This window comes from Streptomyces griseosporeus (assembly GCF_014656055.1).
Taxonomy (GTDB): Bacteria; Actinomycetota; Actinomycetes; order Streptomycetales; family Streptomycetaceae; genus Streptomyces; species Streptomyces griseosporeus.
This window is the reverse complement of sequence record NZ_BNBR01000001.1, coordinates 1,392,831-1,416,833: the sequence shown is the minus strand read 5'-3', so window position 1 is coordinate 1,416,833 and position 24,003 is coordinate 1,392,831. Positions and strand designations below refer to the sequence as shown.

The following is a 24,003-nucleotide window of genomic DNA, read 5'->3' as shown; positions in this document are numbered from 1 at the left end:
TGGCGGGACGCCCGCCCGGCGCGTACCGTGACATGCCATGAAGATCCTCATCAGCGCCGACATGGAGGGCGCCACCGGCGTGACCTGGCCGGCCGACGTGCTGCCGGGCACCCCGCAGTGGGAGCGCTGCCGCGCCCTGTTCACCTCGGACGTCAACGCGGCCGCGCTCGGCTTCTTCGACGGCGGCGCCGACGAGGTCCTCGTCAACGAGGCCCACTGGACCATGCGCAACCTCCTCCTGGAGGAGCTGGACCCGCGGGTGCAGATGCTCACCGGCCGGCACAAGGCACTGTCCATGGTGGAGGGCGTCCAGCACGGCGACGTCGACGGCATCGCCTTCGTCGGCTACCACGCCGGCGCCGGCCAGGAGGGCGTCCTCGCCCACACCTACCTCGCCAACCAGATCACCGGTGTCTGGCTCAACGACGTCCGCGCCAGCGGGGGCCTGCTCAACGCGCACGTCGTCGCCGAGTACGGCGTCCCCGTCGTCCTCGTCACCGGCGACGACCTGGCGTGCGAGGACGCCCTCGGCTACGCGCCGGAGGCCCTGAAGGTCGCCGTCAAGGACCACGTCTCCCGGTACGCCGCCGTGTGCCGCACCCCCACCCGCACCGCCGCCGACATCCGGGCCGCGGCCAAGGAGGCGGCGGCCCTGGCGGTGCGCCGGGCGCCCGTCGACGGCGGACCGTATACAGTCGCCGTCGAGTTCGACGCCGAACACCTCGCCATGGCCGCCACCGTGGTGCCGGGTGTGGCCCGGACCGGGGAGCGGAAGGTGGCGTACACCAGCGGCACCATGTACGAGGGCATCCGCACGTTCAAGGCGGTCACCACGATCGTCTCGGCGGCGGTGGAGGAGCAGTATGGCTGACCAGCAGGCGCTGGACGAGGTGGTCCGGTTCACCTCCGAGCTGATCCGGATCGACACCACCAACCGGGGCGGGGGCGACTGCCGGGAGCGGCCCGCCGCCGAGTACGCGGCCGAGCAGCTCGCCGGGGCGGGCCTTCAGCCCGTGCTCCTGGAACGCACCGAGGGCCGCACCAACGTCGTCGCCCGCATCGAGGGCACCGACCCGTCGGCCGACGCGCTGCTCGTCCACGGCCACCTCGACGTCGTCCCGGCCGAGGCCCTGGACTGGAGCGTCCACCCGTTCTCCGGGGAGATCCGCGACGGGGTCGTGTGGGGGCGCGGCGCCGTCGACATGAAGAACATGGACGCGATGATCCTCGCCGTCGTGCGCGCCTGGGCCCGCGAGGGCTTCCGGCCCCGCCGGGACATCGTCGTCGCCTTCACCGCCGACGAGGAGGACAGCGCAGAGGACGGCTCCGGCTTCCTCGCCGACCGGCACCCGGAGCTGTTCGAGGGCTGCACGGAGGGCGTCAGCGAGTCCGGCGCGTTCACCTTCCACGACGGCGGCGGACGGCAGATCTACCCGATCGCCGCGGGGGAGCGGGGCACCGGCTGGCTCAAGCTCAGCGCGCGCGGCCGGGCCGGGCACGGCTCCAAGGTGAACCGGGAGAACGCGGTGACCCGGCTCGCCGCCGCGGTCACCCGCATCGGCGAGCACCAGTGGCCGCTGCGGCTCACCCCGACCGTGCGCGCCGCGCTCACCGAACTCGCCGCGCTGTACGGCCTCGACGCCGGCCTGGACGACGTGGACGGCCTGCTGGAGAAGCTCGGCCCGGCCGCCAAGCTGGTCGAGGCCACCATCCGCAACAGCGCCAACCCGACCATGCTGAACGCCGGCTACAAGGTGAACGTCATCCCGGGCGAGGCCGTCGCCTACGTCGACGGGCGCTACCTCGCCGGCCACGAGGACGAGTTCCGCGCCACCATCGACGAGCTGACCGGCCCCGACGTGGACTGGGCGTTCCACCACCACGAGGTCGCCCTCCAGGCGCCGGTCGACTCGCCCACGTTCGCGGCGATGCGCGCGGCCGTCGAGGAGTTCGCGCCCGAGGGCCACGTGGTGCCGTACTGCATGTCCGGTGGCACCGACGCCAAGCAGTTCTCCCGGCTCGGCATCACCGGCTACGGTTTCGCCCCGCTGAAGCTGCCCGAGGGCTTCGACTACCAGGCCCTCTTCCACGGCGTCGACGAACGGGTACCCGTGGAGGCGCTGCACTTCGGGGTGCGGGTGCTGGACCGCTTCCTGCGGACGGCGTAGGCGAGTTGGGGGAGAACGTGCAGACCCTGCCGTACGGCGCGTGGCCGTCGCCCATCGACGCGGCCCTGGCCGCCGCCCACGACGGGCATCCCGAGTACGTCGGCTTCGTCGGCGACGAGGCCTGGTGGACCGAGCCCCGGCCCACGGAGGGCGGCCGGCGCACCCTGGTGCGACGGCACGCCGACGGCCGCGAGGAGCCGGTGCTGCCGGCGCCGTGGAACGTGCGCAGCCGTGTCATCGAGTACGGCGGGCAGCCCTGGGGCGGCGCCGTGGTCGACGGGCGGCCGCTGGTCGTCTTCGTGCACTTCGCCGACCAGCGGCTGTACGCCTTCCACCCCGGCGAGGACCCGCGCCCCCTCACCCCGGTCTCCGAGGTGGGCGGCGGGCTGCGCTGGGCCGAGCCGCAGGTGCTCGCCGAGCGTGGCGAGGTGTGGTGCGTGCTGGAGGAGTTCACCGGCGAGGGCCCCGGTGACGTGCGGCGCGTCCTGGCTGCCGTACCGCTGGACGGCTCGGCCGCCGGGGACCGCGGCGCGGTGCGCGAACTCACCGACGACGCGCACCGGTTCGTCACCGGGCCGCGCCTTTCCCCGGACGGGCGGCGGGCCGCCTGGCTGGCCTGGGACCACCCGCGGATGCCGTGGGACGGCACCGAGCTGATCGTCGCCGACGTCCACGCCGACGGCACCCTGGGCGGGGCGCGGACCGTGGCCGGCGGGCCGGAGGAGTCCATCGCCCAGGCCGACTGGTCGCCGGACGGCGGTCTGCTGTACACGAGCGACCGCGGCGGCTGGTGGAACCTCCACCGGGACGGCCGGCCGCTGTGCACCCGCGAGGAGGAGTTCGGCGGGGCGCTGTGGAAGCTCGGCCACCGCTGGTTCGCCCCGCTGGCCAGCGGGCTGATCGCCGTCGTCCACGGACGCGGGTCGACCGCACTCGGGATACTGGATCCGGAATCCGGTGAGGTCGTCGACGCGGCCGGCCCCTGGACCGAGTTCGCGCCGACGCTCGCCGTCCACGGCGACCGGGTCCTCGCCGTCGGCGCCAGCCCCCGCACCTCCTACGAGGTCGTCGAACTGGACACCGCCACCGGCCGGGCCCGGGTGGTCGGCGCCGCGCACACCGACGCCGTCGACCCCGCCTACTACCCCGAACCGCAGATCCGCACCTTCACCGGGCCCGACGGCCGGGACATCCACGCGCACGTCTACCCGCCGCACCACCCGGGCTGCGTCGCCCCCGGCGACCGGCCCGCCCCGTACGTGATCTGGGCGCACGGCGGGCCCACCGGGCGCTCCCCGCTCGTGCTGGACCTGGAGATCGCCTACTTCACCTCCCGCGGCATCGGCGTCGCCGAGGTCGACTACGGCGGCTCCACCGGGTACGGGCGGGAGTACCGCAACCGGCTGCGCGGGCAGTGGGGCGTGGTCGACGTCGAGGACTGCGCGGCCGTCGCGCTCGCCCTCGCCGAGGAGGGCACCGCCGACCGCGCCCGGCTCGCGATCCGCGGCGGCAGCGCCGGCGGCTGGACCACGGCCGCCTCCCTCGCCGGCACCGACGTCTACGCCTGCGGCACGATCATCTACCCCGTCCTCGACCTCACCGGCTGGGCGACGGGGGAGACCCACGACTTCGAGTCCCGCTACCTGGAGTCGCTGGTCGGCCCGTTCGCCGAGGTGCCCCACCGGTACGCCGAACGCTCCCCGGTCGAGCACGCCGACCGGATCACCGCGCCCTTCCTGCTGCTGCAGGGCCTGGACGACGTGATCTGCCCGCCCGCCCAGAGCGAGCGGCTGCTGGCCCGCATGGCGGGACGCGGAGTGCCGCACGCCTACATCGCCTTCGAGGGGGAGGGCCACGGATTCCGCCGCGCCGACACCATGGTGCGCGCCCTGGAGGCCGAACTGTCCCTGTACGCCCAGGTGTTCGGTCTCGAACCGCCCGGCGTCCCGGCACTGGAGCTGACCGAGTGAAGGAACTGACCAGGCCCCCGCGGCTCGCATCCGGCGCCCGTGTGGCGGTCGTCGCGCCGAGCGGCCCCGTGCCCGAGGAGCGCCTGCAGGCCGGGCTCGACGTGCTGCGCGGCTGGGACCTCGACCCGGTCGTGGCCCCCCATGTCCTCGACCGGCACGCCCGGTTCGACTACCTCGCGGGCACCGACGCCGACCGCGCCGCCGACCTCCAGGCCGCCTGGTGCGATCCGTCGGTCGACGCCGTGGTGTGCGCCCGCGGCGGCTACGGCGTGCAGCGCATGGCCGACCTGCTGGACTGGGAGGCGATGCGGGCGGCCGGCCCCAAGGTGTTCGTCGGCTTCAGCGACATCACCGCCCTGCACGAGGCGTTCGCCACCCGGCTGGGCCTGGTCACCCTGCACGGCCCGATGGCCGCGGGCGTCGACTTCCTCAAGAACGCCCGCGCCCAGGACCACCTGCGGGCCACCCTGTTCGCGCCGGAGACGGTCCGCACGATCACCTCCGGCGGACGCGCCCTGACCGGCGGCCGGGCCCGCGGCGTACTCCTCGGCGGCTGCCTGTGCCTGCTCGCCGCCGAACTGGGCAGCCCGCTCGCCCGCCCCTCCGCGGCCGGCGGCCTGCTCTGCCTGGAGGACGTCGGCGAGGAGACGTACCGCCTCGACCGCTACCTCACCCAACTCCTGCGCGCGGGCTGGCTGGACGGCGTCCACGGCGTGCTGCTCGGCTCGTGGGACCGGTGCGAGTCCTACGACCGGGTGCGGGAACTGCTCGTCGACCGACTCGGCGGGCTCGGGGTCCCGGTGGCCGAGGAGTTCGGCTTCGGGCACTGCGAGGGCGCGCTCACGATCCCCTTCGGGGTGACGGCCGAACTCGACGCGGACGCGGGCACCTTGACGCTGGACGAACCCGCGCTCCGCTGAGGGGCGAACCCGCCGACCGCCCCCGCCGCGCGGTGCCGTATCCCGGGGCCGGTGCGCCCGGCCGTGCGCCGCCCGCCCGGCCGGATCCTCACGTCGCCGCGAGCGAAGCGCCTACCTCGGCAACCGCGGGATCAAGCCCGTGACGGTGGTCAGCGCGCCCGGCGACACCGGCGTGCTCCAGCTGCCCGTCGCGGGTGGCTGAGCCGCCCGGGCCGGTGCTCGACGCGTGCCGGGGCCGGGGCCGTCGTAGGGTGGCGGGATGCCGCACAACGCATCCCGCTACCTCGCCGAGGGCCCTCGCGTGGGCATACGCCACTTCACCCACGACGACGGCCCCGAGTTCACCGCCCGGGCCAGGGAGAGCAAGGACCTGCACCACCCGTGGCTGTTCCCGCCGGACAGCGCCGGCGCCTACACCGCGTACGCGGGCCGGCTGATCGAGGACCCGACCAAGGCGGGGTTCCTGGTCTGCGAGAAGGGCGGTGAGACGGGCGACGGCTCCCTCGCCGGGTTCATCAACATCAACAACATCGTCGAGGGCGGCTTCCTGTGCGGGGCCCTCGGCTACGGCGCCTTCGCGCACGCGGCCGGGCGCGGGCTGATGAAGGAGGGGCTGGAGCTGGTCATCGGGTACGCGTTCGGGCCGATGCGGCTGCACCGGCTGGAGATCAACGCGCAGCCCGGCAACGCCGCCTCCCTCGCCCTCGCCCGCTCCTGCGGCTTCCGGCTGGAGGGCTACTCGCCGAAGATGCTCTTCATCGACGGGGCGTGGCGCGACCACGAGCGCTGGGCGCTCACCGCGGAGATGCGGACTTCCGGTTGACCTTCATCGTGTCCAGGTCGGTGACGGTGGACCTCAGGTCGCGGAAGCCGTACCCGAGCTCCCGCAGGGTGCGCTCGGCGCGGTCCTCCGCGAGCGCACCCGCCATCTCCTCGCCGTCGGCCGCGTCCGACACCACCTCGTACCGCAGGGAGAAGTGCTTCAGCGGGCGCGGCTCGTAGCTGAGCGACCCTTCCTCTGTGAAGCGCATGCTGGTCAGCCCATGCTCGGCGGCCTCGGCGAGCAGCTTTTCGCGGGCCTCGTCGGTCAGGCCGTCCCAGGTCCCCCGGACGATCACCCGGTAGGTGTGCTGCTCGCTCATATCGTGCTCCTCACTGGATCCGGTCGACCGCCGCATTCCCTCGGACCGCTGTATGCGGCCGTCCCCCGTATACGGTCGACGGCCGACTGTACGGTGGGCGACGATGGACCGCATGCGCAATATCGTCGCCCTCGACGCCCCGTCCAACCTCGGCCTGCGTCCGCCCGCGCCCGGCACCGTCCCCGGCTGCTACAAGCTCGCCGGCGCGCTGCGCGAGCAGCGGATCGTGCAGCGGCTGCGCGCGCTGGGGGGCGGGGTGGTGGTGCCGCCGCGCTACGACCGGGGCGACTGGCAGGAGGGCGACGGCGTGTTCAACGCCGGCGCGCTCGCCTCGTACACCCGCAAGCTCGCCGACCGGATCGAACACCACGTCCGCGCCGGGGACTTCCCGCTCGTCCTCGGCGGCGACTGCTCCATCAACCTCGGCGCCTCGCTCGCCCTGCGCCGCCTCGGCCGCTACGGCATGGCCGTCCTCGACGCCTCGCCGGACTTCCGGCACCCCGGCAACTCCGGCCGGATCGGCGCGGCCGGCGGCGAGGAGATCGCCCTGGGCACCGGGCGCGGGCAGGAGGACCTGACGAACCTGGAGGGCCTGAAGCCGTATCTGCGCGACGAGGACGTGCGCTACTTCGGCATCCGGGACTGCTTCGAGGAGGCGCGCGCCGAACTCGCCGCGCTGAAGATCCCCGTCGTCACCGTCGGCGACGTGCGCGAGTGGGGCGCCGACGCCCTCGCCCGCGCCACCGCCGAGGCCTTCGCCGTGCCGCAGCTGGACGGTTTCTGGGTGCACCTGGACGCCGACGTGCTCGACCCGTCGGTGATGCCCGCCGTCGACAGCCCCGACCCGGACGGCCTCACCCCGGACGAACTCCTCGCCCTGCTGCGCCCGTTGCTCGCCTCCCCGCACTGTGTCGGCCTCAATATCACGATCTACGACCCGGATCTGGACCCCGAGGGCACGGCGGGCGCGCTGCTCGCCGACATCGTCGTGGACGCGTTCGACGCCTTCGACGGCTCCACAGGTCCCGGCGCCGCCGGCGCCTTCGCGTAGTCCTGACCCGCCGCCGCCCTGAGGATCTCCCTGGCGGCGAGCCCGGGCCGGGTCCTGCCGGGCCCGGGCCGCGGCGGGTGATCCTCCACCGGATCCGCCGCACCCCCGGGCGGCCGCCACGCCGCGTTACGCCCGCACAGCCACGGGTACCCGGCCGGCATGGCAGGCATGGATCACCTGGAGCATCTGGACAAGCATCTGGTCGACGAGCTGGCGCAGGTGGCGCGGGAGACGATCCGCGACGAGCTGCGGCAGCAGACCCGCAAGCAGCGCCGTACGGCCATGCTGTACGCCGCCTCCGGCGCCGTCGCCCTGTACGCGGGCGCGGCCCTCGCGCTCGCTCTGGGCCTCGCCCTGGCGCTCGGCGTCCCTGACTGGGCCGCCGCGCTGATCACGGCGGCGATCCTCGGCGTGGCCGCCTACCTGCTGCGCGGCGCCGCGCACCCGGCCGGCTCCCGGCCGGCGCCGGAGCGCGAGGCGGAGCAGGCCGCGAGCCGTGACCACGTCGTCGGCGGCACCCCGCCGGTGGGCCCGGCGGGCGGCCCGGGACCGGCGTACCCGCCGATGCCGCCGGTCGCCCCCGGCGGCGCGGGCGCGGCCACCGGCGCCCCCGGCGCGGGCACCCCGGCACCCGGCGGCTCCGGGCCCGCGGCGCCCCGCCAGGACGACATCGACCCCGAGCAGCCGCACCACAGGGCGTGATGCGCGATGCGGGGACCGACCAAGCACGGCAAGGCCGTCGTCGTCACCGGGGCGAGCGGCGGCGTGGGCCGGGCCACCGCGGTGGCCTTCGCCGCCCGGGGCGCCCGCGTCGCCCTGCTGGCCCGCGGGCGTGAGGGACTCGCCGCCGCGGCCGACGACGTACGGCGGGCGGGCGGCGACGCCCTCGTCGTACCGGTCGACATGGCCGACGCCAAGGCGGTCGAGGACGCCGCCCAGCAGGTGGCCGACGCCTTCGGCCGGATCGACGTCTGGGTCAACAACGCGTTCGCCGGGGCCTTCGCGCCGTTCACGGAGATCACCGCCGACGAGTTCCGCCGGGTCACCGAGGTGACGTACCTCGGCTATGTGAACGGCACCCGCGCCGCCCTGCGGCACATGGTGCCGCGCGACCGCGGCACGATCGTGCAGGTGGGCTCCGCGCTCGCCTACCGGGGTGTGCCGCTGCAGAGCGCCTACTGCGGCGCCAAGCACGCGATCCAGGGCTTCACCGAGTCCCTGCGCTGCGAACTGCTGCACGACGGCAGCAAGGTGCGCACGACGATGGTGCAGCTGCCCGCGGTGAACACCCCCCAGTTCGACTGGGTGCTCAGCCGGATGCCCGGACAGGCCCGGCCCGTCGCTCCGGTCTACCAGCCGGAGGTCGCCGCCCGGGCGATCGTGCACGCCGCCGCGCACGGCCGGCGGCGCGAGTACTGGGTCGGCGGCTCCACCGCCGCCACGCTGATCGCCAACGCGATCGCGCCCGGGTTCCTCGACCGCTACCTGGCCCGCACCGGCTACGACTCCCAGCAGGAGGAGCCGCCCGCCGGGCAGGACGGGCACGGCAGGACGGGCAACCTGTGGGCCCCCGCCGACGGGCCGCACGGCTACGACCACGGGGCGCACGGCCGCTTCGACGACGAGTCCACCGCCTCCAGCCCCCAGGAGTGGGCCTCCCGCAACCGGACCCGGGTGGGCGCGGGCCTCCTGGTCGGCGGAGTGGGCGCGGCGGTGGCGGCGGGGCTGCGCCGGCGCAACGGCCGAGGCTGAGGCCGGGACCGAGGCGACGCCCCCGGGAACCCCGGGGGCGTCGGCGTCGCCGGCCTCATCCCACCCGGTACCGCGCCACCTCCTCCGCCCGCAGCGTCAGCCCGTGACCCACACCCGACAGCGGGCGCACCGTGCCGCCCGACGGGTCCAGCGCGCCGTCGAAGAACATGTCCTCGATCCGCACGTGGTCGTGGAACCACTCCAGGTGCCGCACGTTCGGCAGCGAGGCCGCCGCCGCGGCGTGCGCGTGCGGCGCGCAGTGCGCGGACACCTCCAGGCCGTGCGCCTGGGCCAGCGCGGCGGCCCGCAGGAACTCCGTGATGCCGCCGCACCGCGTCGCGTCCACCTGCAGACAGTCCACCGCGCCCGCCCCGATCATCCGCGCGAAGTAGGCGAGGTCGTAGCCGTACTCCCCGGCCGTCACGTCGCACACCAGGGCGTCCCGCACCAGCCGCAGACCGGTCAGGTCGTCCGAGGAGACCGGCTCCTCGAACCAGGCGACGCCCTCCTCGGCGAGCGCCCGCCCGACCCGCACCGCCTGCTTGCGCGTGTAGGCGCCGTTGGCGTCGACGTACAGCTCGGCTCCCGGGCCGATCACCCGCCGCGCCTCCCGCACCCGCGCCATGTCCCGCAGGACCGCGCCGCCCCGGTCCTCCCCGATCTTGATCTTGACGCGGGGGATGCGCTGCCCGTGCACCCAGCCGTTGAGCTGGGCCGCGAGATGCTTGTCCCGGTACGTCGTGAAGCCGCCGCTGCCGTACACCGGGACCTCTTCTTGGGCCAGGCCCAGCAGCCGGGCCAGCGGCAGTTCCAGCAGCCGTGCCTTGAGGTCCCACAGGGCGATGTCCAGCGCCGAGATCGCGCACCCGGCGACGCCCGGGCGGCCCGCGTTGCGGACCGCCCGGCACATCGCCTCGTGCGCGCCCGGGACGTCCAGCGGATCGCGGCCCTCCACCAGCGGCGCGAGCTGCTCGTCCAGGAAGGCGCCGACCGCGGGCGGGCCGTAGGTCCACCCGGTGCCGGTGGCCTCCCCGTCCGACACCTCCGCGATCACGATGGTGGTGGAGTCCCAGGCGAGCGTCCCGTCCGCCTCGGGGGCGTCCGTCGGGACCGTGTACACCGACACGGCGGGGCGGTGCAGTGGCATCGGCGCGCCCCCTCAGGACTGCTGCAGCTGCGGCAGCACCTTCGTGCGGTAGAAGTCGAAGAAGCCGCGCAGGTCGGGGCCGATCTGGTTGACGTACACGTGGTCGAACCCGGCGTCGGCGAACTGCTTCAGCTCCGCGACGTGCTCGTCCACGTCGTCGCCGCACACCCGGCTCTCGCGCACCATGTCCTCGGTGACCAGCTGCTGCGCCTGCTCGAAGTGTTTCGGCGAGGGCAGCACCTGGCCCAGTTCGCCGGGCAGCTGCTCGTTGGCCCACAGCCGGTGCACGGTCCGTACGCACTCGTCCTTGTCGGTGCCGTAGCAGACCTTGGTGCCGCCGCTGACCGGCTTGCCGCCGCCCCCGCCCTTGCGGAACTGCTCCACCATCGACGCGTCCGGCTGGACGGTGACATAGCCGTCGCCGACCCGGGAGGCCAGTGCGGTCGCCGCGGGACCGAAGCCGGAGATGTCGATCGGCACGGGCTCGTCGGGCACCGTGTACAGGCGGGCGTTCTCCACCGTGTAATGGGGGCCGCGGTGGTTGACCTCCTCGCCGGTGAACAGCCGGCGCATCACCTGGATCGCCTCCTCCAGCATCTCCAGGCGGACGTGCGTGGGTGGCCAGGGGTCGCCGAGGATGTGCTCGTTGAGCGCCTCGCCCGAGCCGACCCCGAGGCGGAACCGGCCGTTCGTCATCACCGCGCTGGTCGCCGCGGCCTGCGCCACCACCGCCGGGTGCATCCGCACGGTCGGGCAGGTCACCGCCGTCTCGACCGGCAGCGACACCGCCTCCGACAGCGCGCCGATCACGGACCACACGAAGGGGCTCTGCCCCTGCTCGTCGTTCCACGGGTGGTAGTGGTCGGAGATCCACAGCGCCGTGAATCCGGCCTGCTCGGCCATCCGGGCCTGCTCGATCAGCTCCGCGGGGCCGTACTGCTCGCACGAGAGGAAGTAGCCGTACTCGGGCATGGGCTGGTGCCTCCACGACGTGGGGGGTCGGGTCGCGTGCCGGGTACCCGGGCCTCCCCCCGGCAACCCGTGACCGCCCGCCCCGGGCCCCGGGCCGACGTTTGGCCCCGGAGGCCGGGGAAACGCGGAAACCCTCGTACGGGACCCATACCGCCGGAGGCGAACCTCGTGAGTCGACCCCGCATCGTGATCGTCGGTGCCGGCTTCGCCGGATACCGCACGGCCCGGACCCTGGCGCGGCTCGCCCGGGGCAGGGCCGACATCACCGTGCTCAACCCGACGGACTACTTCCTCTACCTGCCGCTGCTGCCCCAGGTCGCCGCCGGCCTCCTCGAACCGCGCCGTGTCACGATCTCCCTCTCCGGCACCCTGCCCCAGGTGCGGCTGGTGCTCGGCGAGGCGGACGGCATCGACCTCGACGGGCGCACCGTGCGCTACACCGACCCCGAGGGGAACCCCGGCAGCCTCGGCTACGACCGGCTGGTCCTCGCCGCCGGCAGCGTGAACAAGCTGCTGCCCGTCCCCGGCGTCGCCGAGCACGCGCACGGCTTCCGCGGCCTGCCCGAGGCCCTCTACCTGCGCGACCACGTCACCCGCCAGGTGGAGCTGGCGGCCGGCGCCGACGACCCGGAGAGCCGCGCCGCACGCTGCACGTTCGTCGTCGTCGGCGCCGGCTACACCGGCACCGAGGTCGCCGCCCACGGGCAGCTGTTCACCGACGCGCAGGTACGCAAGCACCCCCTGCGCAAGGGTGTGCGGCCGCGCTGGATGCTGCTGGACGTCGCCGACCGGGTCCTGCCCGAACTGGACGAACGGCTCTCGCGCACCGCCGACCGGGTGCTGCGCGAGCGCGGCGTCGACGTGCGGATGGGCACCTCCGTGAAGGAGGCCACGCCGGACGGGGTCCTGCTCACCGACGGCGAGTTCGTCGCCACCCGCACCCTGGTGTGGTGCGTGGGCGTACGGCCCGACCCGCTCGCCGCGTCGCTCGGACTGCCCATGGAACGCGGCCGGCTGCTCGTCGAGCCCTCTCTCCAGGTGCCGGGCCGGCCCGAGGTCTTCGCCTGCGGTGACGCGGCCGCCGTACCCGACCTGGACAAGCCGGGCGGCTACACGCCGATGACCGCGCAGCACGCCTGGCGGCAGGGCACGGTCGCCGGGCGCAACGTCGCCGCCTCCCTCAGCGGCGGCGAGCTGCAGCCGTACCGGCACAAGGACATGGGGTTCGTCGTCGACCTCGGCGGGGCCCAGGCCGCCGCCAACCCGCTGGGCGTGCCGCTGTCCGGGCCCGTGGCCGGCGCGGTCACCCGCGGCTACCACCTCGCGGCGATGCCGGGCAACCGGATCCGGGTCGCCGCCGACTGGCTGCTGGACACCCTGCTGCCGCGCCAGGCCGTCCAGTTGGGGCTCGTCCGCTCCTGGTCGGTGCCGCTGGAATCGGCGTCGCCGGAGCTGGCGCGGGTGCCGGGACGGCCGCAGAGACAGCACGAGGAACCCCCGCAGCAGCAACCGGAGAAGGAGACGCACATGCGACCGACCGACTCCGCCGAGAAGGCCGCGCAGAACGAGACCGGGCCCGCGGAGGCCCGCCCGCGGCCCGGCGCCGAGGAGGCCCGGGCCCGGCCCGGCGGTGAACCGGCGAAGAACCAGCCGGGCGGCGAGCCGGCCAGGAACCAGCCCGGCGGCGAACCCGCCCGCAACCAGCCCGGCCCCGCACCCGGCGGACTGCCCGAGGAGCACCCCGCCCCCGGCCCCGTCAAGCGCACCGACGCGCCCGACCCCGCGGAAGGAGACTCATGAACACCGGTGAACTCGTCGAGCTGGGGCAGCAGTTGCGCGTGGACAGCGTCCGCGCGGCGGCCTCCGCCGGCTCCGGGCACCCGACGTCGTCGATGTCCGCCGCGGACCTGATGGCCGTCCTGCTCGCCCACCACCTGCGCTACGACTTCGACCGCCCCGCCCACCCCGGCAACGACCGCTTCGTGCTCTCCAAGGGCCACGCCTCGCCCCTGCTGTACTCCGCGTACAAGGCGGCCGGCGCGATCGACGACGCGGAGCTGCTCACCTTCCGCGAGCTGGGCAGCCGCCTGGAGGGACACCCCACCCCGCGGCGCCTGCCGTGGGTGGAGACGGCCACCGGCTCCCTCGGGCAGGGCCTGCCGGTCGGCGTCGGCCTGGCGCTCGCCGGGAAGCGGCTCGACCACACCGGCTACCGGGTGTGGGTCCTCACCGGCGACAGCGAGCTGGCGGAGGGCTCGGTGTGGGAGGCCGCCGAGCACGCGGCCTACGAGCACCTGGACAACCTCACCGCGATCGTCGACGTCAACCGGCTCGGCCAGCGCGGCCCGACCCGCCACGGCCACGACCTGGACGCCTACGCCCGCCGCTTCCAGGCGTTCGGCTGGCACACGATCGAGGTCGATGGGCACGACGTGGACGCGATCGACCGCGCCTACGGGGAGGCGCTGTCCACCGTCGGGCAGCCGACCGTGATCCTCGCCCGCACCCTCAAGGGCAAGGGCGTCCAGGGCGTCGAGGACCGCGAGGGCCTGCACGGCAAGCCACTGCCCGAGGCCGACGACGCGATCGCGCAGCTCGGCGGCGAGCGGAACCTGCGCGTCGAGGTGCACGAGCCGCCCGCCGTGCGCGCCCTGCGGTCGATGTCCACCGCCCCCGTCGACCTGCCCACCTGGGAGAAGGGCGACGAGGTGGCCACCCGGGACGCCTACGGCCGCGCGCTCGCCGCGCTCGGCTCGGGACGCGGCGACGTCGTCGCCCTCGACGGCGAGGTCAGCGACTCCACCCGGGCGGAGTTCTTCGCCAAGGAGCACCCCGACCGCTACTTCGAGTGCTACATCGCCGAGCAGCAGCTGGTCGCCGCGGCCGTCGGCATCGCCGCGCGCGGCTGGGTGCCGTACGCCTCCACCTTCGCGGCCTTCCTGACCCGCGCTTACGACTTCGTGCGGATGGCGTCGGTCAGCGGGGCGCGGATCAACCTGGTCGGCTCGCACGCCGGTGTCTCCATCGGGCAGGACGGGCCCAGCCAGATGGGCCTGGAGGACCTGGCGATGATGCGCGCGGTGCACGGCTCGACCGTGCTGCACCCCTGCGACGCCAACCAGACCGCCCGGCTGGTCGCCGCCATGGCCGGTCTGGACGGCATCGGCTACCTGCGCTCCCTGCGCGGCAAGACCCCGGTGATCTACGGCCCCGAGGAGGACTTCCCCGTCGGCGGCAGCAAGGTGCTGCGCTCCTCCGAACGGGACCGGCTCACCCTCGTCGCCGCCGGCATCACCGTGCCGGAGGCGCTGGCCGCCGCCGACACGCTGGCCGCCGACGGGATCGACGTCCGGGTGATCGACCTGTACTCGGTCAAGCCCGTCGACACGCACACCCTGCACCGGGCCGCCGAGGAGACCGGCTGCCTGCTCACCGTCGAGGACCACCACCCCGAGGGCGGCCTCGGCGACGCGGTCGCCGAGGCGTTCGCCGACGGGCGGCCGGTGCCGCGGCTGGCCCGGCTCGCCGTACGCACCATGCCCGGCTCGGCGAGCCCGGACGAGCAGCTGCACGCCGCCGGCATCGACGCCGAGTCGATCGCGGCCGCCGGGAAGCTCCTCGTGGAGGAGGCGATCGTGCCGTGAGCCATGGCGGCGCGCGCACGGTGCGGGCCGGGCGCCGTACCGTCGAGGTCCACCGGCCGGACAAGGTGCTCTTCCCCGGCGGCGCGGACACCAAGGAGTACACCAAGGGCGACCTGGTCGACTACTACCGGTCGGTCGCCCCCTTCATGCTGCCGCACCTGCGCGGCCGTCCGCTGATGCTGGAGCGGCACCCCGACGGCCTCGACGGGCCGCGCTTCATGCAGAAGAACACCCCCGAGCACTACCCGGACTGGATCACCCGCGCCGAGCTGCCCAAGGAGGACGGCACCGTCTGCCACACCGTGTGCGACGACACCGCCACCCTGGTCTACCTCGCCGACCAGGCCTGCCTCACCTTCCACCGCTGGCTCTCCCGCACCGGCAGCCCCACCCGCCCCGACCGGCTGGTCTTCGACCTCGACCCCGCGGACGACGACTTCACGGCCGTACGCGAGGCGGCCCGCCGGCTCGGCGACCTGCTGGACCAGCTCCGGCTGCCCTCGGCGCTGATGACCACCGGCTCGCGCGGACTGCACGTGATCGTGCCGCTCGACGGCCGGGACGAGGTCGACGAGGTGCGGGACTTCGCCCGGGACGTGGCCGACCTGCTCGTCGCCGAACACCCCGACCGGTTCACCACCGCCGCCCGCAAGAAGGACCGCGGCGACCGGCTCTACCTCGACGTGCAGCGCAACGGCTACGCCCAGACCGCGGTCGCCCCGTACACCGTGCGGGCCAGGCCCGGTGCGCCCGTGGCCGTACCGATCGCCTGGGAGCAGCTGGACGACCCGGACCTCGGTCCCCGCCGCTGGACCCTCGCCGACGCCGTGGAGCACGCCCGCACCGACCCGTGGGCCGCGGTGAGCGGCCGGGGGCGGGCGCTCGGCCCGGCGCGGCGGCGGCTGGACGCGCTGCGGGGATGAGCCGCCCGGCACCCGGTGCCGTCCCGTCCGGCCCCGATCGGCGAGCCCGTCAAGGTTTGGCCAAGGAACCAGCGGCCACACGGAGGAGAAGAGGTGGCCATGGCGAACACAAAGAACACAAGAGACGCACAGAACGCACAGAACTCATCGGACGAAACGGAGGAGCGGGAGCCGGCCGGCGAGCGGCTGCGCCCCATGGAGGTGCTCCGCAACGCGCGGGCGCAACTCGCGGAACTCACCGGAATGCAGGCGGAGTCCGTGTCCTCCTTCGAGCAGACGGAGGACGGCTGGGCCCTGGAGATCGAGGTCATGGAACTCGCCCGGGTGCCCGACACCATGAGCCTCATGGCGAGCTACCAGGTGGAGCTCGATCCGGAGGGACAGCTCACCGGTTACCGCCGCGTCCGCCGTTACGAACGCGGCCGGGCCGACGCCCGGGGCGGCAGGCAGTAGCCGCCGTCCGTGGCCCTCGCCACGGATCCCGGCGAGTACGACGACAGAAATCCACCACGACAGAAGGAGGCACGGTCGGCATGACCGTTGTCCCGGCACAGCAGTCCGGCGGCGGGGGAGGCAGCAGTGGCCTCTACGACGTTCTCGAGCTCGTCCTCGACAGGGGGCTCGTCATCGACGCATTCGTGCGGGTGTCCCTCGTCGGCATCGAGATCCTGAAGATCGACGTACGGGTCGTGGTGGCCAGCGTGGACACGTATCTGCGCTTCGCCGAGGCGTGCAACCGCCTCGACCTGGAGGCCGGTCCGCGCAAGAGCCCCGGCCTGCCCGACATGGTCGGAGAGATCACCGAGTCGGGTGCGCGCGGCAAGTCCAAGGGCGCCCTCTCGGGAGCCGCCCAGACCATCTCCGACGCCTTCAAGCAGGCGCGTGAGGAGGGCGGCGAGGCAGAGGAGCGGCCGCGTCCCCGCAAGACCACCGCCGCGCGCAGGAAGCGGGAGGAAGAGGAGTGAGCACCTACGTCTACGGCATCACCGCGGGTTCCGACCTGGCTCTGCCCGACGGGCTGACCGGCGTGGGCGAACCGCCCCTGCCGGTGCGCGTGGTGCGGGCGGGCGAGCTCGCGGCCATCGTCAGCGACGCCCCCGAGGGGCTGCGCCCCAAGCGGCGCGACCTGCTCGCCCACCAGACGGTCCTCGGTGAGGCGGGCGCGGCCGGCTGCGTGCTGCCCATGCGGTTCGGCAGCATCGCCCCCGACGACGAGACCGTCGCCGACGTCCTCGCCGAGCGCGCCGACCACTACCGGGAACGGCTGCAGGCGCTGGACGGCCGCGTCGAGTACAACGTCAAGGCCAGCCACGTCGAGGAGGCCGTCCTGCATCGCGTGATGGCCGAGAACAGCGAGGTCAGGGCGGTCGCAGAGGCCAATCGCAAGGCCGGCGGCGGAAGTTACGAGGACAAGCTGCGGCTCGGCGAGATGGTCGCCGCCGCGGTGAAGGCCAAGGAGGCCGAGGACGGCAGCGTCCTCCAGCAGCTCCTGGAGCCCGCCGCCGAGGCGGTCAACGCGGGGCCCGAGTCCACCGGCTGGCTGGCCAACGTGTCGTTCCTCGTCGAGAGGGACGCCGCGGCGCGCTTCCTGGAGGCCGTCGACCGGGCCCGCGAGGAGCTGCCGCAGCTGGAGATCCGCGTCAACGGACCCCTGCCGCCGTACAGCTTCGTCGACCCGGGTCCGGCCGAGCACGCGGCCACCGCGGCCGGCGACGCGGACACAGAGGCGGGATGAGCCATGGGCCTGCTCGGCGAGGTGCTGCTGCTGCCGTTCGCTCCGGTGCGCGGCAGCGCCTGGGTGATCAAACAGGTGCTCCAGGAAGCGGAGCGCATCTACTACGACCCGGCCACCGTGCGCGCCGAGCTGGCCCGTCTGGAGGAGCGACTGGAGGCCGGGGAGATCAGCGAGGAGGAGTTCGACCGGCAGGAGGACGAACTTCTCGAACGGCTGGAGACGGCGACGCGCGCGAGCGCGGGGACAGGTGAGTGGACGGCACGATGAACCGAGTCGGAGTGGGCCTCGCGGTAGGGGCAGGGTACGTCCTGGGACGTACGAAGAAGGCGAAACTGGCGTTCGCCGTCGGCAGCCTCGTCGCCGGCAAACGCATGAACCTGAGCCCGCGCGCGGTCGCGGAGCTGGTGAACCGGCAGCTGAAGGAGAACCCTCAGTTCAAGGAGATCGGCGAGGAACTCCGCTCCGATCTGCGCGGCGTCGGCAAGGCGGCCTCCGGGGCGCTCGTCGAGCGGCAGATCGGCGCGCTGGCCGACCGGCTGCACTCGCGTACCGGCCAGGTGCGCGACCAGCTGGCGGGCGGCACGGGCCGCGGCCGGCAGGACGACGAGGACGACACCGAGGCCGAGGACGACTCCCGCGAGGAGCGGGACGAGGCCGCCGACGACGAGCCGGAGGAGCAGGAGGCCGGGTCGCGGAAGGGGTCGGCGCGGGAGGACGAGTCCGAGGGCGGGTCCTCGGCGCGCAAGGCTCCGGCGAAGAAGGCACCGGCCAAGAAGACCGCGGCGAAGAAGACGTCCGCGACGGCCCCCGCGAAGAAGGCCGCCAAGAAGGCACCGGCCGCCGGAGCGGCCCGGAAGACCGCCTCGGCCGGGAAGAAGGCGGCGAAGTCCGCTCCCTCCGGCCGGAGCGCGAAGGGAGGCGGTGAGTGATGACCGACACCCTGGGATCGGCCGGCTCGGCCGCGCGGGGAGCGGCGGGCGGCAACGGCAACCCGCTGTCGGACCTGGCCCACAGCGAGGCCGCGGACCGGCTCAAGGCGGAACTGCAGGACTACCTCGCCGCCCAGGCGACCCGGATGCTGACCGGCGTCGGGCGCAAGCTCGGCGAGACGACCGGGAAGCTGAACGACATAGCCGAGGGCAACAGTCCCGGCTTCGCCAAGCTGGCCCTCGACGGCGGCCGCAAGCTGGCCGAGGGCAAGGGCCCGCTGCGCACCGCCCTGGAGGTGGGAGCCACGCGTGCCAAGGACAACGTCGTCGGGGCGCTGAAGGGCCTCGGCGGGAAGAAGAAGGGCGGCAAGGGCCGCGCCGGCAACAAGCCGACCGTGATCATCGAGTCCATCGACGTCGGCGTGCCGCTGCGCACCGCCTACGACCAGTGGACCCGGTACCAGGACTTCAGCAGCTTCGCCAAGGGCGTCAAGAGCGCGAGCCGCGCCGACGACACCCACTCCGACTGGCAGGCGAAGGTCTGGTGGTCGAGCCGCAGCTGGAAGGCGACCACCACCGAGCAGATCCCCGACCAGCGCATTGCCTGGACGTCGGAGGGCGCCAAGGGCTCCACCAAGGGCGCCGTCACCTTCCACCGGCTGGCGGACAACCTCACCCGCGTCCTGCTGGTGATCGAGTACTACCCCTCCGGCCTCTTCGAGAAGACCGGCAACATCTGGCGTGCCCAGGGCCGCCGGGCCCGTCTCGACCTGAAGCACTACGCCCGCTTCATCACCCTCAAGGGAGAGGTGGACGAGGGCTGGCGCGGCGAGATCGAGGACGGCGAGGTCGTCCGCAGCCACGAGGAAGCCCTGGAGGCGGAGGAAGCCGAGGAGTCGGGCGAGGAGTCCGAGGAGTCGGGCGAGGAGTCCGAGGACGAGGAGTCCGGCCGGGAAGCCCGTGACGAGGACGAGGAGTCCGACGAGGCGCCCGAGGACGAGGAAGAGGAGTACGAGGAGGACGAGGAAGGCGAGGGCGCCCCTGCCGCCGAGGAGGACGAGGAGCCGTACGGCGAGGAGACCTCCGAGGACCAGGACGCCTACGACGAGGACGAGGAGGAGGACGAGGAGGAGCCCGAGGAGGGCTACGAGCCCGAGGGTGACGAGGAGGAGTACGAGGACGCCGAGGAGGACGAGGACGAGTACTCCCGTTCGGGGAGCAGGCGATGACCCAGCCGAGCCCCATGGCCGGACGGCTGCCCGAGCCCTACGGGAGCGGCGGCGGGGCCAACCTCGCCGACATCCTCGAGCGCGTCCTGGACAAGGGTGTCGTGATCGCGGGGGACATCCGGATCAACCTGCTCGACATCGAACTGCTCACCGTCAAGCTGCGGCTCATCGTCGCCTCCGTCGACAAGGCCAAGGAGATGGGCATCGACTGGTGGGAGACCGATCCGGCCCTCTCCAGCGGTGCCCGCCGCGACGAACTCGCCCGTGAGAACGCAGAGCTGCGGGCCCGGCTGGCCGAGCTGGAGAGCGGCCGGCCCCGCAGCCGGGCCCACGGCCCTGAGGAGGCCTCATGACCGGACTGCGGTACGTGTACGCGGTCTGCCGCCCCTTCGGCGCGCCCCTGCAGGCACAGCTGACGGGGGTGGCCGGCGCGCCGCCCCGGCAGCTGGTCCACCATGGCCTGGTCGCCGTGTTCAGCGAGGTCCCGGCGAGCGACTTCGCCGAGGAACCGCTGCGCGCCCACCTGGAGGACCTCGACTGGCTGACCGCGACCGCCCGCGCCCACCAGGGCGTGATCGACGCGCTCACGGTCGTCACCACACCGCTGCCGCTGCGGCTGGGCACCGTCTTCCACGACGACAGCGGCGTACGGACCATGATCGAGGCCCGCGAGCGGGTCTTCCGGCGCACCCTGGAGCGGCTGGAGGGCCGCGTGGAGTGGGGCGTGAAGGTGTACGCCGAGGTGTCCCCGGAGCAGGCGCAGAGCGGGACGCCCTCGGCGCCCGCGGTGTCGGGGCAGCCCGTGTCGGGCCGTGACTACCTGCGCCGCCGCAGCACCCAGGCCCGCGCCCACGAGAACATGTGGCAGCAGGCCGAGGAATTTGCCGGACGCCTGCACGCCACCCTGTGCGCGCACGCCGAGGATTCCCGGCTGCACAATCCGCAGAATGCCACGCTGTCCGGTGCCGCCGGACGCAATGTGCTGAATGCCGCCTATCTGGTGCCGCGGTCCCGTTCCGAGGAATTCGTGGAACTGGTCGACCGCACCAAGGACGAGAGCAAGGGCGGGACGCCCGGAATGCGGGTGGAACTCACCGGCCCGTGGGCGGCGTACTCGTTCGTGGAGGAGGAGCAGACGTGACCGTCGTCGAACGCCGTGAGGTGGCCCTCGTGGACCTGCTGGACCGGCTGCTCGCCGGCGGTGTCGTCATCGTCGGCGACCTGACCCTGCGCATCGCGGACGTCGACCTCGTCCGCATCGACCTGAACGCCCTGATCAGTTCCGTCAACGCCCAGGTGCCCTCGCCCTTCGGAGACTCCCAGTGACCGCCCCGCGCAACCGGCTGGACCTCGATCCCGACACCGTCGAGCGGGACCTCGTCAAACTCGTCCTGACCGTGGTGGAGCTGCTGCGGCAGCTGATGGAGCGGCAGGCGCTGCGCCGGTTCGACGCCGGCGACCTGAGCGAGGACCAGGAGGAGCGGATCGGGCTGACGCTGATGCTGCTGGAGGACCGCATGTCCGAGCTGCGGGACCGCTACGGACTGCGGCCCGAGGACCTGAATCTGGACCTCGGGCCGCTCGGGCCGCTGCTGCCCCGGGAGTGACGGCCCCCGGGTGCCCCCGGGAGTGACCGCCCGGGTCACCTCACCACCACCTGTGCCGGTGTGTCACCACCTGTACCAGCGGGCCCGCCCGCCGCCGGCCGTCGAGGCACCACGGAACAGGAACCCCAGCAGCCACACGACCAGAACCGCGAGTGCGATCCACCAGAGCGCCTTCACTGCGAATCCGACGCCGAAAAGGATTATCGCCAGAAGCAGTACGAGCAGAATGGGAACCATAATGTGAACCTCCTGCGATCCGGGTTTCCCGAAATACGCCCGGAAAACGGGGATTCACGCATCCTTTCGGCACAGGATCTCCCCGTGCAGCACCGCGAACCAGCCGTCCTCGTGCCGGCCCCACTCCCGCCAGGCCTCCGCGACGGCCGCCAGCTCCTCCTCGGTGGCGTGGCCGCCGTCCACGGCCAGCCGCGCGTAGGACGAGGCCACCGTGCGCTCCGCCCACAGCTCGCTCCACCAGCGGCGCTCCTCCGGCGTGGTGTACGTCCAGGTGCTGGAGGTCGCGGTGACGTCGGTCAGGCCCGCCTGCCGCGCCCACGCCTTCAGCCGCCGCCCGGCGTCCGGCTCGCCGCCGCCCGCGCGGGCCACCCGGTGGTACAGGTCCAGCCAGCCGTCCAGCCCCGGGACCTCCGGGTACCAGGTCATCGCCGCGTAGTCGGAGTCGCGGGCCGCGACGATGCCGCCCGGCCGGGTCACCCGCGCCATCTCGCGCAGTGCCCGCACCGGGTCGCCGACGTGCTGGAGCACCTGGTGGGCGTGGACGACGTCGAAGGAGGCGTCGGCGTACTCCAGGGCGTGCACGTCGGCGACCGCGAAGTCCACGTTGGCCAGACCGCGCTCCCCGGCGGCGGCCCGCGCCCGCTCCAGGACCTCCGGGGCCCGGTCGACACCGGTGACGTGCCCTTCGGGGACCAGCGCGGCCAGGTCGGCGGTGATCGTGCCGGGGCCGCAGCCGATGTCCAGGATCCTCAGGTGGGGCTTCAGCGAACCGAGCAGGTAGGCCGCGGAGTTCTCCGCGGTGCGCCAGGTGTGCGACCGCAGCACCGACTCGTGGTGGCCGTGCGTGTAGACGGCCGTCTCCCGCGCCTCGGGCATGGCTGTGCCCCTCTCCTCGTACCGGTCCCCGCCGGGGAACGGCCCGCGGGGCGATCGCCGTCACCGTACCGCGCACCGGCCGGATGATGAGATCCGGCGTCCGGCATATGGTCTGACGGTCCGTCAGAGAGTTCCGAGAAGAGGGGCAGGGCGCGCGGTCAGGTGAGGGGTGCCGGGCGGTACACGGTCAGCGCCTGCGGCATCTTGTCCACCGTCACCTGGCCGGACACCTCGACGACCTCGCCGTCGTAGGCGAGGAGCGTGCCCGGCGCGACACCGTCCAGGCGGAGCCTGGGCACCTGCTCGGCGGCGTGCACGGGGGAGCGGGTGAGCGGTCCGGCGATCGCCGCGGCCAGCAGCCGCAGCGCCGGCCGGCGTCCCCCGTGCACCACCCGTACGTCGAGCAGCCCGTCCGCCAGGTCGAGCCGGCGACCAGGGGTGAGGCCCATGCGGTGGTAGGTGCCGTTCCCGGCGAACAGCAGCCACAACGGGTGCGGGCGGCCGCCCACCTCGGCCTGGAGCGGATGCCGGTCGGTGTTCAGCACCCGCAGCGCGGCCAGCACCCCGGCCGGCCAGCCGCCGATCCGGTGCGACCAGCGCTCCCGCACCCGCACCAGCTCCGGGTAGACGCCCAGGCTCAGCGTGTTGAGGAAGACACCGCGCCGTTCGCCCGACGTGAACCGGCCCACGTCCACCCGCACGGCCTCGCCGCGCGTCAGCGCCTCGGCCAGATCGCGGGCGCCCTCCACCCCGAGGTCGTAGGAGAAGTGGTTCAGCGTGCCGCCGGGCAGCACCGCCAGCGGCAGCCCGTGCCGCAGGGCGACCTCCGCGCCGGAGTTCACCGTGCCGTCGCCGCCGCACACCCCCAGCACCCGGGCCCGCGCCGCGGCCTTCTCCAACTCGGCCCGCACGTCCTCCGGTTCGCACTCCACGATCTCCACGCCCGGCAGCAGGCCCTGCAGCGCCCGCACCCGCTCGGCGCTGCCCGCCGCCGTGTTGGTCACCAGCACCAGACCCTCGCCGTCCGGCAGCGCCGGCGCGTCGGCGCGCGGCCGGGGCGGCGGGCCCAGCTGCGCCCGCGTCGGCACCAGGCCCCGCACCGCGAACGCGGCGCCCGCGCCGAGCGCCGCACCGGCCAGGACGTCGCTCGGGAAGTGCACGCCGGTGTAGACGCGGGACATCGCCACCGAGAAGGCGGCCGGCGCCACCGCCAGCCCCCACCCCGGCGACTCCAGCGCCACCCCGGTCGCGAACGCGGCGGCCGACGCCGCGTGACCCGACGGGAACGACGTGGTGATCGGCTGCCGCTTCAGCTGCCGTACCAGCGGCACCGGGTCCAGCACCGGGCGCGGCCGGCGCACCGAGCGCTTGCCGAGGGTGTTGATGGCGAGGGAGGCCAGGGCGAGGGAGGCGACACCCCGTACGGCGGCCCGGCGGGCCCGCGGGGTGCGGCTCGCCGCCATCGCGGCGGCCGTCGCGAACCACAGCACACCGTGGTTGGCGCTGCGGCTCAGCCGCGGCAGCACCGGCTCTCCGCCCGGCCAGTGCTGCTCGGCGGCGAACTCGAACAGCCGGGAGTCGAGGGCGAGCAGTTTCTCGCGCAGCCGGTGACGGCCGGGCAGGGGGACGGTCAGATCGACGTCTGGGCTCATACCGTCCCGGGTACCCGGAAGCGGCCGTTTCCCGACCGGCGGACCGCCG

27 protein-coding genes are annotated in these 24,003 nt (G+C 73.9%); 21 read left to right on the top strand and 6 right to left on the bottom strand.

Annotated elements, in window-relative coordinates; translation table 11 throughout:
• Nucleotides 1-37: 37 nt before the first annotated feature.
• The 5 genes from IE308_RS06290 to IE308_RS06270 all read left to right on the top strand — a co-directional run bounded on the left by IE308_RS06290 (nt 38) and on the right by IE308_RS06270 (nt 5,881).
• Entirely contained in the window at nt 38-871 is an 834-nt protein-coding gene (locus tag IE308_RS06290; protein WP_190216920.1) for a M55 family metallopeptidase, read from the top strand.
• Nucleotides 864-2,168: a M20/M25/M40 family metallo-hydrolase gene (locus IE308_RS06285; protein ID WP_190216919.1), complete on the top strand. Its 1,305-nt coding sequence runs from the start codon at nt 864-866 to the stop codon at nt 2,166-2,168. The genes IE308_RS06290 and IE308_RS06285 overlap by 8 nt, the downstream gene beginning before the upstream one ends.
• A 5-nt stretch (nt 2,169-2,173) precedes the next feature.
• A complete protein-coding gene (locus IE308_RS06280; protein WP_190216918.1) occupies nt 2,174-4,138 on the top strand; it encodes a S9 family peptidase in 1,965 nt (654 codons plus the stop codon).
• Complete coding sequence (locus IE308_RS06275) at nt 4,135-5,058, top strand: S66 peptidase family protein (RefSeq protein WP_190216917.1); 924 nt, start codon at nt 4,135-4,137, stop codon at nt 5,056-5,058. Before IE308_RS06280 ends, IE308_RS06275 begins: the two co-directional genes overlap by 4 nt.
• 259 nt (nt 5,059-5,317) lie before the next feature.
• On the top strand, nt 5,318-5,881 hold the full coding sequence (locus IE308_RS06270; RefSeq protein WP_190216916.1) for a GNAT family N-acetyltransferase: 564 nt from the start codon (nt 5,318-5,320) through the stop codon (nt 5,879-5,881).
• Here the strand turns inward: IE308_RS06270 and IE308_RS06265 are convergent.
• Nucleotides 5,853-6,200, bottom strand: coding sequence for a DUF6204 family protein (locus IE308_RS06265; RefSeq protein WP_190216915.1), 348 nt, complete (start codon nt 6,198-6,200; stop codon nt 5,853-5,855). The two genes, IE308_RS06270 and IE308_RS06265, sit on opposite strands and share 29 nt — an antisense overlap.
• Nucleotides 6,201-6,312: 112 nt before the next feature.
• On the opposite strand from IE308_RS06265, the gene IE308_RS06260 reads away from it, so the two are divergent.
• The 3 genes from IE308_RS06260 to IE308_RS06250 all read left to right on the top strand — a co-directional run bounded on the left by IE308_RS06260 (nt 6,313) and on the right by IE308_RS06250 (nt 9,003).
• The gene (locus IE308_RS06260) at nt 6,313-7,251 is read left to right on the top strand and encodes an arginase family protein (RefSeq protein ID WP_190216914.1); all 939 of its coding nucleotides are present in this window, start codon (nt 6,313-6,315) and stop codon (nt 7,249-7,251) included.
• A gap of 159 nt (nt 7,252-7,410) precedes the next feature.
• Complete coding sequence (locus IE308_RS06255; RefSeq protein ID WP_190216913.1) at nt 7,411-7,953, top strand: phage holin family protein; 543 nt, start codon at nt 7,411-7,413, stop codon at nt 7,951-7,953.
• Between the two features lie 6 nt (nt 7,954-7,959).
• On the top strand, nt 7,960-9,003 hold the full coding sequence (locus tag IE308_RS06250; protein WP_190216912.1) for an SDR family oxidoreductase: 1,044 nt from the start codon (nt 7,960-7,962) through the stop codon (nt 9,001-9,003).
• A gap of 55 nt (nt 9,004-9,058) precedes the next feature.
• On the opposite strand, the gene IE308_RS06245 is transcribed toward IE308_RS06250, so the two are convergent.
• Together IE308_RS06245 and IE308_RS06240 are read right to left on the bottom strand one after the other, a co-directional pair.
• Nucleotides 9,059-10,150 (bottom strand): enolase C-terminal domain-like protein, encoded by a 1,092-nt coding sequence (locus IE308_RS06245; protein WP_190216911.1) that lies wholly within the window; start codon nt 10,148-10,150, stop codon nt 9,059-9,061.
• 12 nt (nt 10,151-10,162) lie between these two features.
• Nucleotides 10,163-11,122 carry an LLM class F420-dependent oxidoreductase gene (locus tag IE308_RS06240; RefSeq protein ID WP_110632843.1) on the bottom strand — a complete coding sequence of 320 codons (960 nt, stop codon included), beginning with the start codon at nt 11,120-11,122 and terminating at the stop codon, nt 10,163-10,165.
• A gap of 168 nt (nt 11,123-11,290) precedes the next feature.
• Between IE308_RS06240 and IE308_RS06235 the strand changes: the two genes are divergently transcribed.
• From IE308_RS06235 to IE308_RS06175, 13 genes are all read left to right on the top strand, one after another.
• Nucleotides 11,291-12,922, top strand: coding sequence for an NAD(P)/FAD-dependent oxidoreductase (locus tag IE308_RS06235; protein ID WP_190216910.1), 1,632 nt, complete (start codon nt 11,291-11,293; stop codon nt 12,920-12,922).
• Nucleotides 12,919-14,766 (top strand): transketolase, encoded by a 1,848-nt coding sequence (locus tag IE308_RS06230; protein WP_190216909.1) that lies wholly within the window; start codon nt 12,919-12,921, stop codon nt 14,764-14,766. Before IE308_RS06235 ends, IE308_RS06230 begins: the two co-directional genes overlap by 4 nt.
• Complete coding sequence (gene ligD, locus IE308_RS06225) at nt 14,763-15,689, top strand: non-homologous end-joining DNA ligase (RefSeq protein WP_229908716.1); 927 nt, start codon at nt 14,763-14,765, stop codon at nt 15,687-15,689. Before IE308_RS06230 ends, ligD begins: the two co-directional genes overlap by 4 nt.
• Nucleotides 15,690-15,788: 99 nt before the next feature.
• Entirely contained in the window at nt 15,789-16,142 is a 354-nt protein-coding gene (locus tag IE308_RS06220) for a gas vesicle protein GvpO (RefSeq protein WP_190216908.1), read from the top strand.
• Nucleotides 16,143-16,222: 80 nt separating this feature from the next.
• Entirely contained in the window at nt 16,223-16,654 is a 432-nt protein-coding gene (locus tag IE308_RS06215) for a gas vesicle structural protein GvpA (protein WP_110632858.1), read from the top strand.
• Nucleotides 16,651-17,424: a GvpL/GvpF family gas vesicle protein gene (locus IE308_RS06210; RefSeq protein WP_110632861.1), complete on the top strand. Its 774-nt coding sequence runs from the start codon at nt 16,651-16,653 to the stop codon at nt 17,422-17,424. The genes IE308_RS06215 and IE308_RS06210 overlap by 4 nt, the downstream gene beginning before the upstream one ends.
• Nucleotides 17,425-17,427: 3 nt before the next feature.
• Nucleotides 17,428-17,691, top strand: a complete 264-nt coding sequence (locus IE308_RS06205) for a gas vesicle protein GvpG (protein WP_110632863.1) — start codon at nt 17,428-17,430, stop codon at nt 17,689-17,691.
• On the top strand, nt 17,688-18,353 hold the full coding sequence (locus IE308_RS06200) for a DNA primase (protein WP_162655640.1): 666 nt from the start codon (nt 17,688-17,690) through the stop codon (nt 18,351-18,353). The genes IE308_RS06205 and IE308_RS06200 overlap by 4 nt, the downstream gene beginning before the upstream one ends.
• Nucleotides 18,353-19,582, top strand: a complete 1,230-nt coding sequence (locus IE308_RS06195) for an SRPBCC family protein (protein ID WP_190216907.1) — start codon at nt 18,353-18,355, stop codon at nt 19,580-19,582. Before IE308_RS06200 ends, IE308_RS06195 begins: the two co-directional genes overlap by 1 nt.
• Entirely contained in the window at nt 19,579-19,935 is a 357-nt protein-coding gene (locus tag IE308_RS06190; RefSeq protein ID WP_190216906.1) for a gas vesicle protein, read from the top strand. Before IE308_RS06195 ends, IE308_RS06190 begins: the two co-directional genes overlap by 4 nt.
• Nucleotides 19,932-20,723 (top strand): GvpL/GvpF family gas vesicle protein, encoded by a 792-nt coding sequence (locus tag IE308_RS06185; protein ID WP_110632871.1) that lies wholly within the window; start codon nt 19,932-19,934, stop codon nt 20,721-20,723. The genes IE308_RS06190 and IE308_RS06185 overlap by 4 nt, the downstream gene beginning before the upstream one ends.
• A complete protein-coding gene (locus tag IE308_RS06180) occupies nt 20,720-20,908 on the top strand; it encodes a gas vesicle protein (protein WP_110632874.1) in 189 nt (62 codons plus the stop codon). The genes IE308_RS06185 and IE308_RS06180 overlap by 4 nt, the downstream gene beginning before the upstream one ends.
• Nucleotides 20,905-21,189, top strand: a complete 285-nt coding sequence (locus tag IE308_RS06175; RefSeq protein WP_190216905.1) for a gas vesicle protein K — start codon at nt 20,905-20,907, stop codon at nt 21,187-21,189. The genes IE308_RS06180 and IE308_RS06175 overlap by 4 nt, the downstream gene beginning before the upstream one ends.
• 63 nt (nt 21,190-21,252) lie before the next feature.
• On the opposite strand, the gene IE308_RS06170 is transcribed toward IE308_RS06175, so the two are convergent.
• The 3 genes from IE308_RS06170 to IE308_RS06160 all read right to left on the bottom strand — a co-directional run bounded on the left by IE308_RS06170 (nt 21,253) and on the right by IE308_RS06160 (nt 23,954).
• The gene (locus IE308_RS06170; RefSeq protein ID WP_110632880.1) at nt 21,253-21,426 is read right to left on the bottom strand and encodes a hydrophobic protein; all 174 of its coding nucleotides are present in this window, start codon (nt 21,424-21,426) and stop codon (nt 21,253-21,255) included.
• A gap of 54 nt (nt 21,427-21,480) precedes the next feature.
• Complete coding sequence (locus IE308_RS06165; RefSeq protein ID WP_190216904.1) at nt 21,481-22,302, bottom strand: methyltransferase domain-containing protein; 822 nt, start codon at nt 22,300-22,302, stop codon at nt 21,481-21,483.
• Nucleotides 22,303-22,460: 158 nt separating this feature from the next.
• Nucleotides 22,461-23,954, bottom strand: a complete 1,494-nt coding sequence (locus IE308_RS06160) for a bifunctional phosphatase PAP2/diacylglycerol kinase family protein (protein WP_190216903.1) — start codon at nt 23,952-23,954, stop codon at nt 22,461-22,463.
• Between the last annotated feature and the right edge of the window lie 49 nt (nt 23,955-24,003).

Excerpts from the sequence above, each read along its gene's own strand:
- IE308_RS06290 (WP_190216920.1), top strand. The coding sequence starts at position 38 with ATGAAGATCCTCATCAGCGCCGACATGGAGGGCGCCACCGGCGTGACC.
- IE308_RS06245 (WP_190216911.1), bottom strand. The coding sequence starts at position 10,150 with ATGCCACTGCACCGCCCCGCCGTGTCGGTGTACACGGTCCCGACGGAC.
- IE308_RS06230 (WP_190216909.1), top strand. The coding sequence starts at position 12,919 with ATGAACACCGGTGAACTCGTCGAGCTGGGGCAGCAGTTGCGCGTGGAC.
- IE308_RS06190 (WP_190216906.1), top strand. The coding sequence starts at position 19,579 with ATGACCCAGCCGAGCCCCATGGCCGGACGGCTGCCCGAGCCCTACGGG.
- IE308_RS06250 (WP_190216912.1), top strand. The coding sequence starts at position 7,960 with ATGCGGGGACCGACCAAGCACGGCAAGGCCGTCGTCGTCACCGGGGCG.
- IE308_RS06255 (WP_190216913.1), top strand. The coding sequence starts at position 7,411 with ATGGCAGGCATGGATCACCTGGAGCATCTGGACAAGCATCTGGTCGAC.
- IE308_RS06285 (WP_190216919.1), top strand. The coding sequence starts at position 864 with ATGGCTGACCAGCAGGCGCTGGACGAGGTGGTCCGGTTCACCTCCGAG.
- IE308_RS06200 (WP_162655640.1), top strand. The coding sequence starts at position 17,688 with ATGAACCGAGTCGGAGTGGGCCTCGCGGTAGGGGCAGGGTACGTCCTG.
- IE308_RS06265 (WP_190216915.1), bottom strand. The coding sequence starts at position 6,200 with ATGAGCGAGCAGCACACCTACCGGGTGATCGTCCGGGGGACCTGGGAC.
- IE308_RS06165 (WP_190216904.1), bottom strand. The coding sequence starts at position 22,302 with ATGCCCGAGGCGCGGGAGACGGCCGTCTACACGCACGGCCACCACGAG.
- IE308_RS06240 (WP_110632843.1), bottom strand. The coding sequence starts at position 11,122 with ATGCCCGAGTACGGCTACTTCCTCTCGTGCGAGCAGTACGGCCCCGCG.
- IE308_RS06170 (WP_110632880.1), bottom strand. The coding sequence starts at position 21,426 with ATGGTTCCCATTCTGCTCGTACTGCTTCTGGCGATAATCCTTTTCGGC.
- IE308_RS06185 (WP_110632871.1), top strand. The coding sequence starts at position 19,932 with ATGACCGGACTGCGGTACGTGTACGCGGTCTGCCGCCCCTTCGGCGCG.
- IE308_RS06220 (WP_190216908.1), top strand. The coding sequence starts at position 15,789 with ATGGCGAACACAAAGAACACAAGAGACGCACAGAACGCACAGAACTCA.
- IE308_RS06270 (WP_190216916.1), top strand. The coding sequence starts at position 5,318 with ATGCCGCACAACGCATCCCGCTACCTCGCCGAGGGCCCTCGCGTGGGC.
- IE308_RS06215 (WP_110632858.1), top strand. The coding sequence starts at position 16,223 with ATGACCGTTGTCCCGGCACAGCAGTCCGGCGGCGGGGGAGGCAGCAGT.
- IE308_RS06260 (WP_190216914.1), top strand. The coding sequence starts at position 6,313 with ATGCGCAATATCGTCGCCCTCGACGCCCCGTCCAACCTCGGCCTGCGT.
- IE308_RS06205 (WP_110632863.1), top strand. The coding sequence starts at position 17,428 with ATGGGCCTGCTCGGCGAGGTGCTGCTGCTGCCGTTCGCTCCGGTGCGC.
- IE308_RS06195 (WP_190216907.1), top strand. The coding sequence starts at position 18,353 with ATGACCGACACCCTGGGATCGGCCGGCTCGGCCGCGCGGGGAGCGGCG.
- IE308_RS06160 (WP_190216903.1), bottom strand. The coding sequence starts at position 23,954 with ATGAGCCCAGACGTCGATCTGACCGTCCCCCTGCCCGGCCGTCACCGG.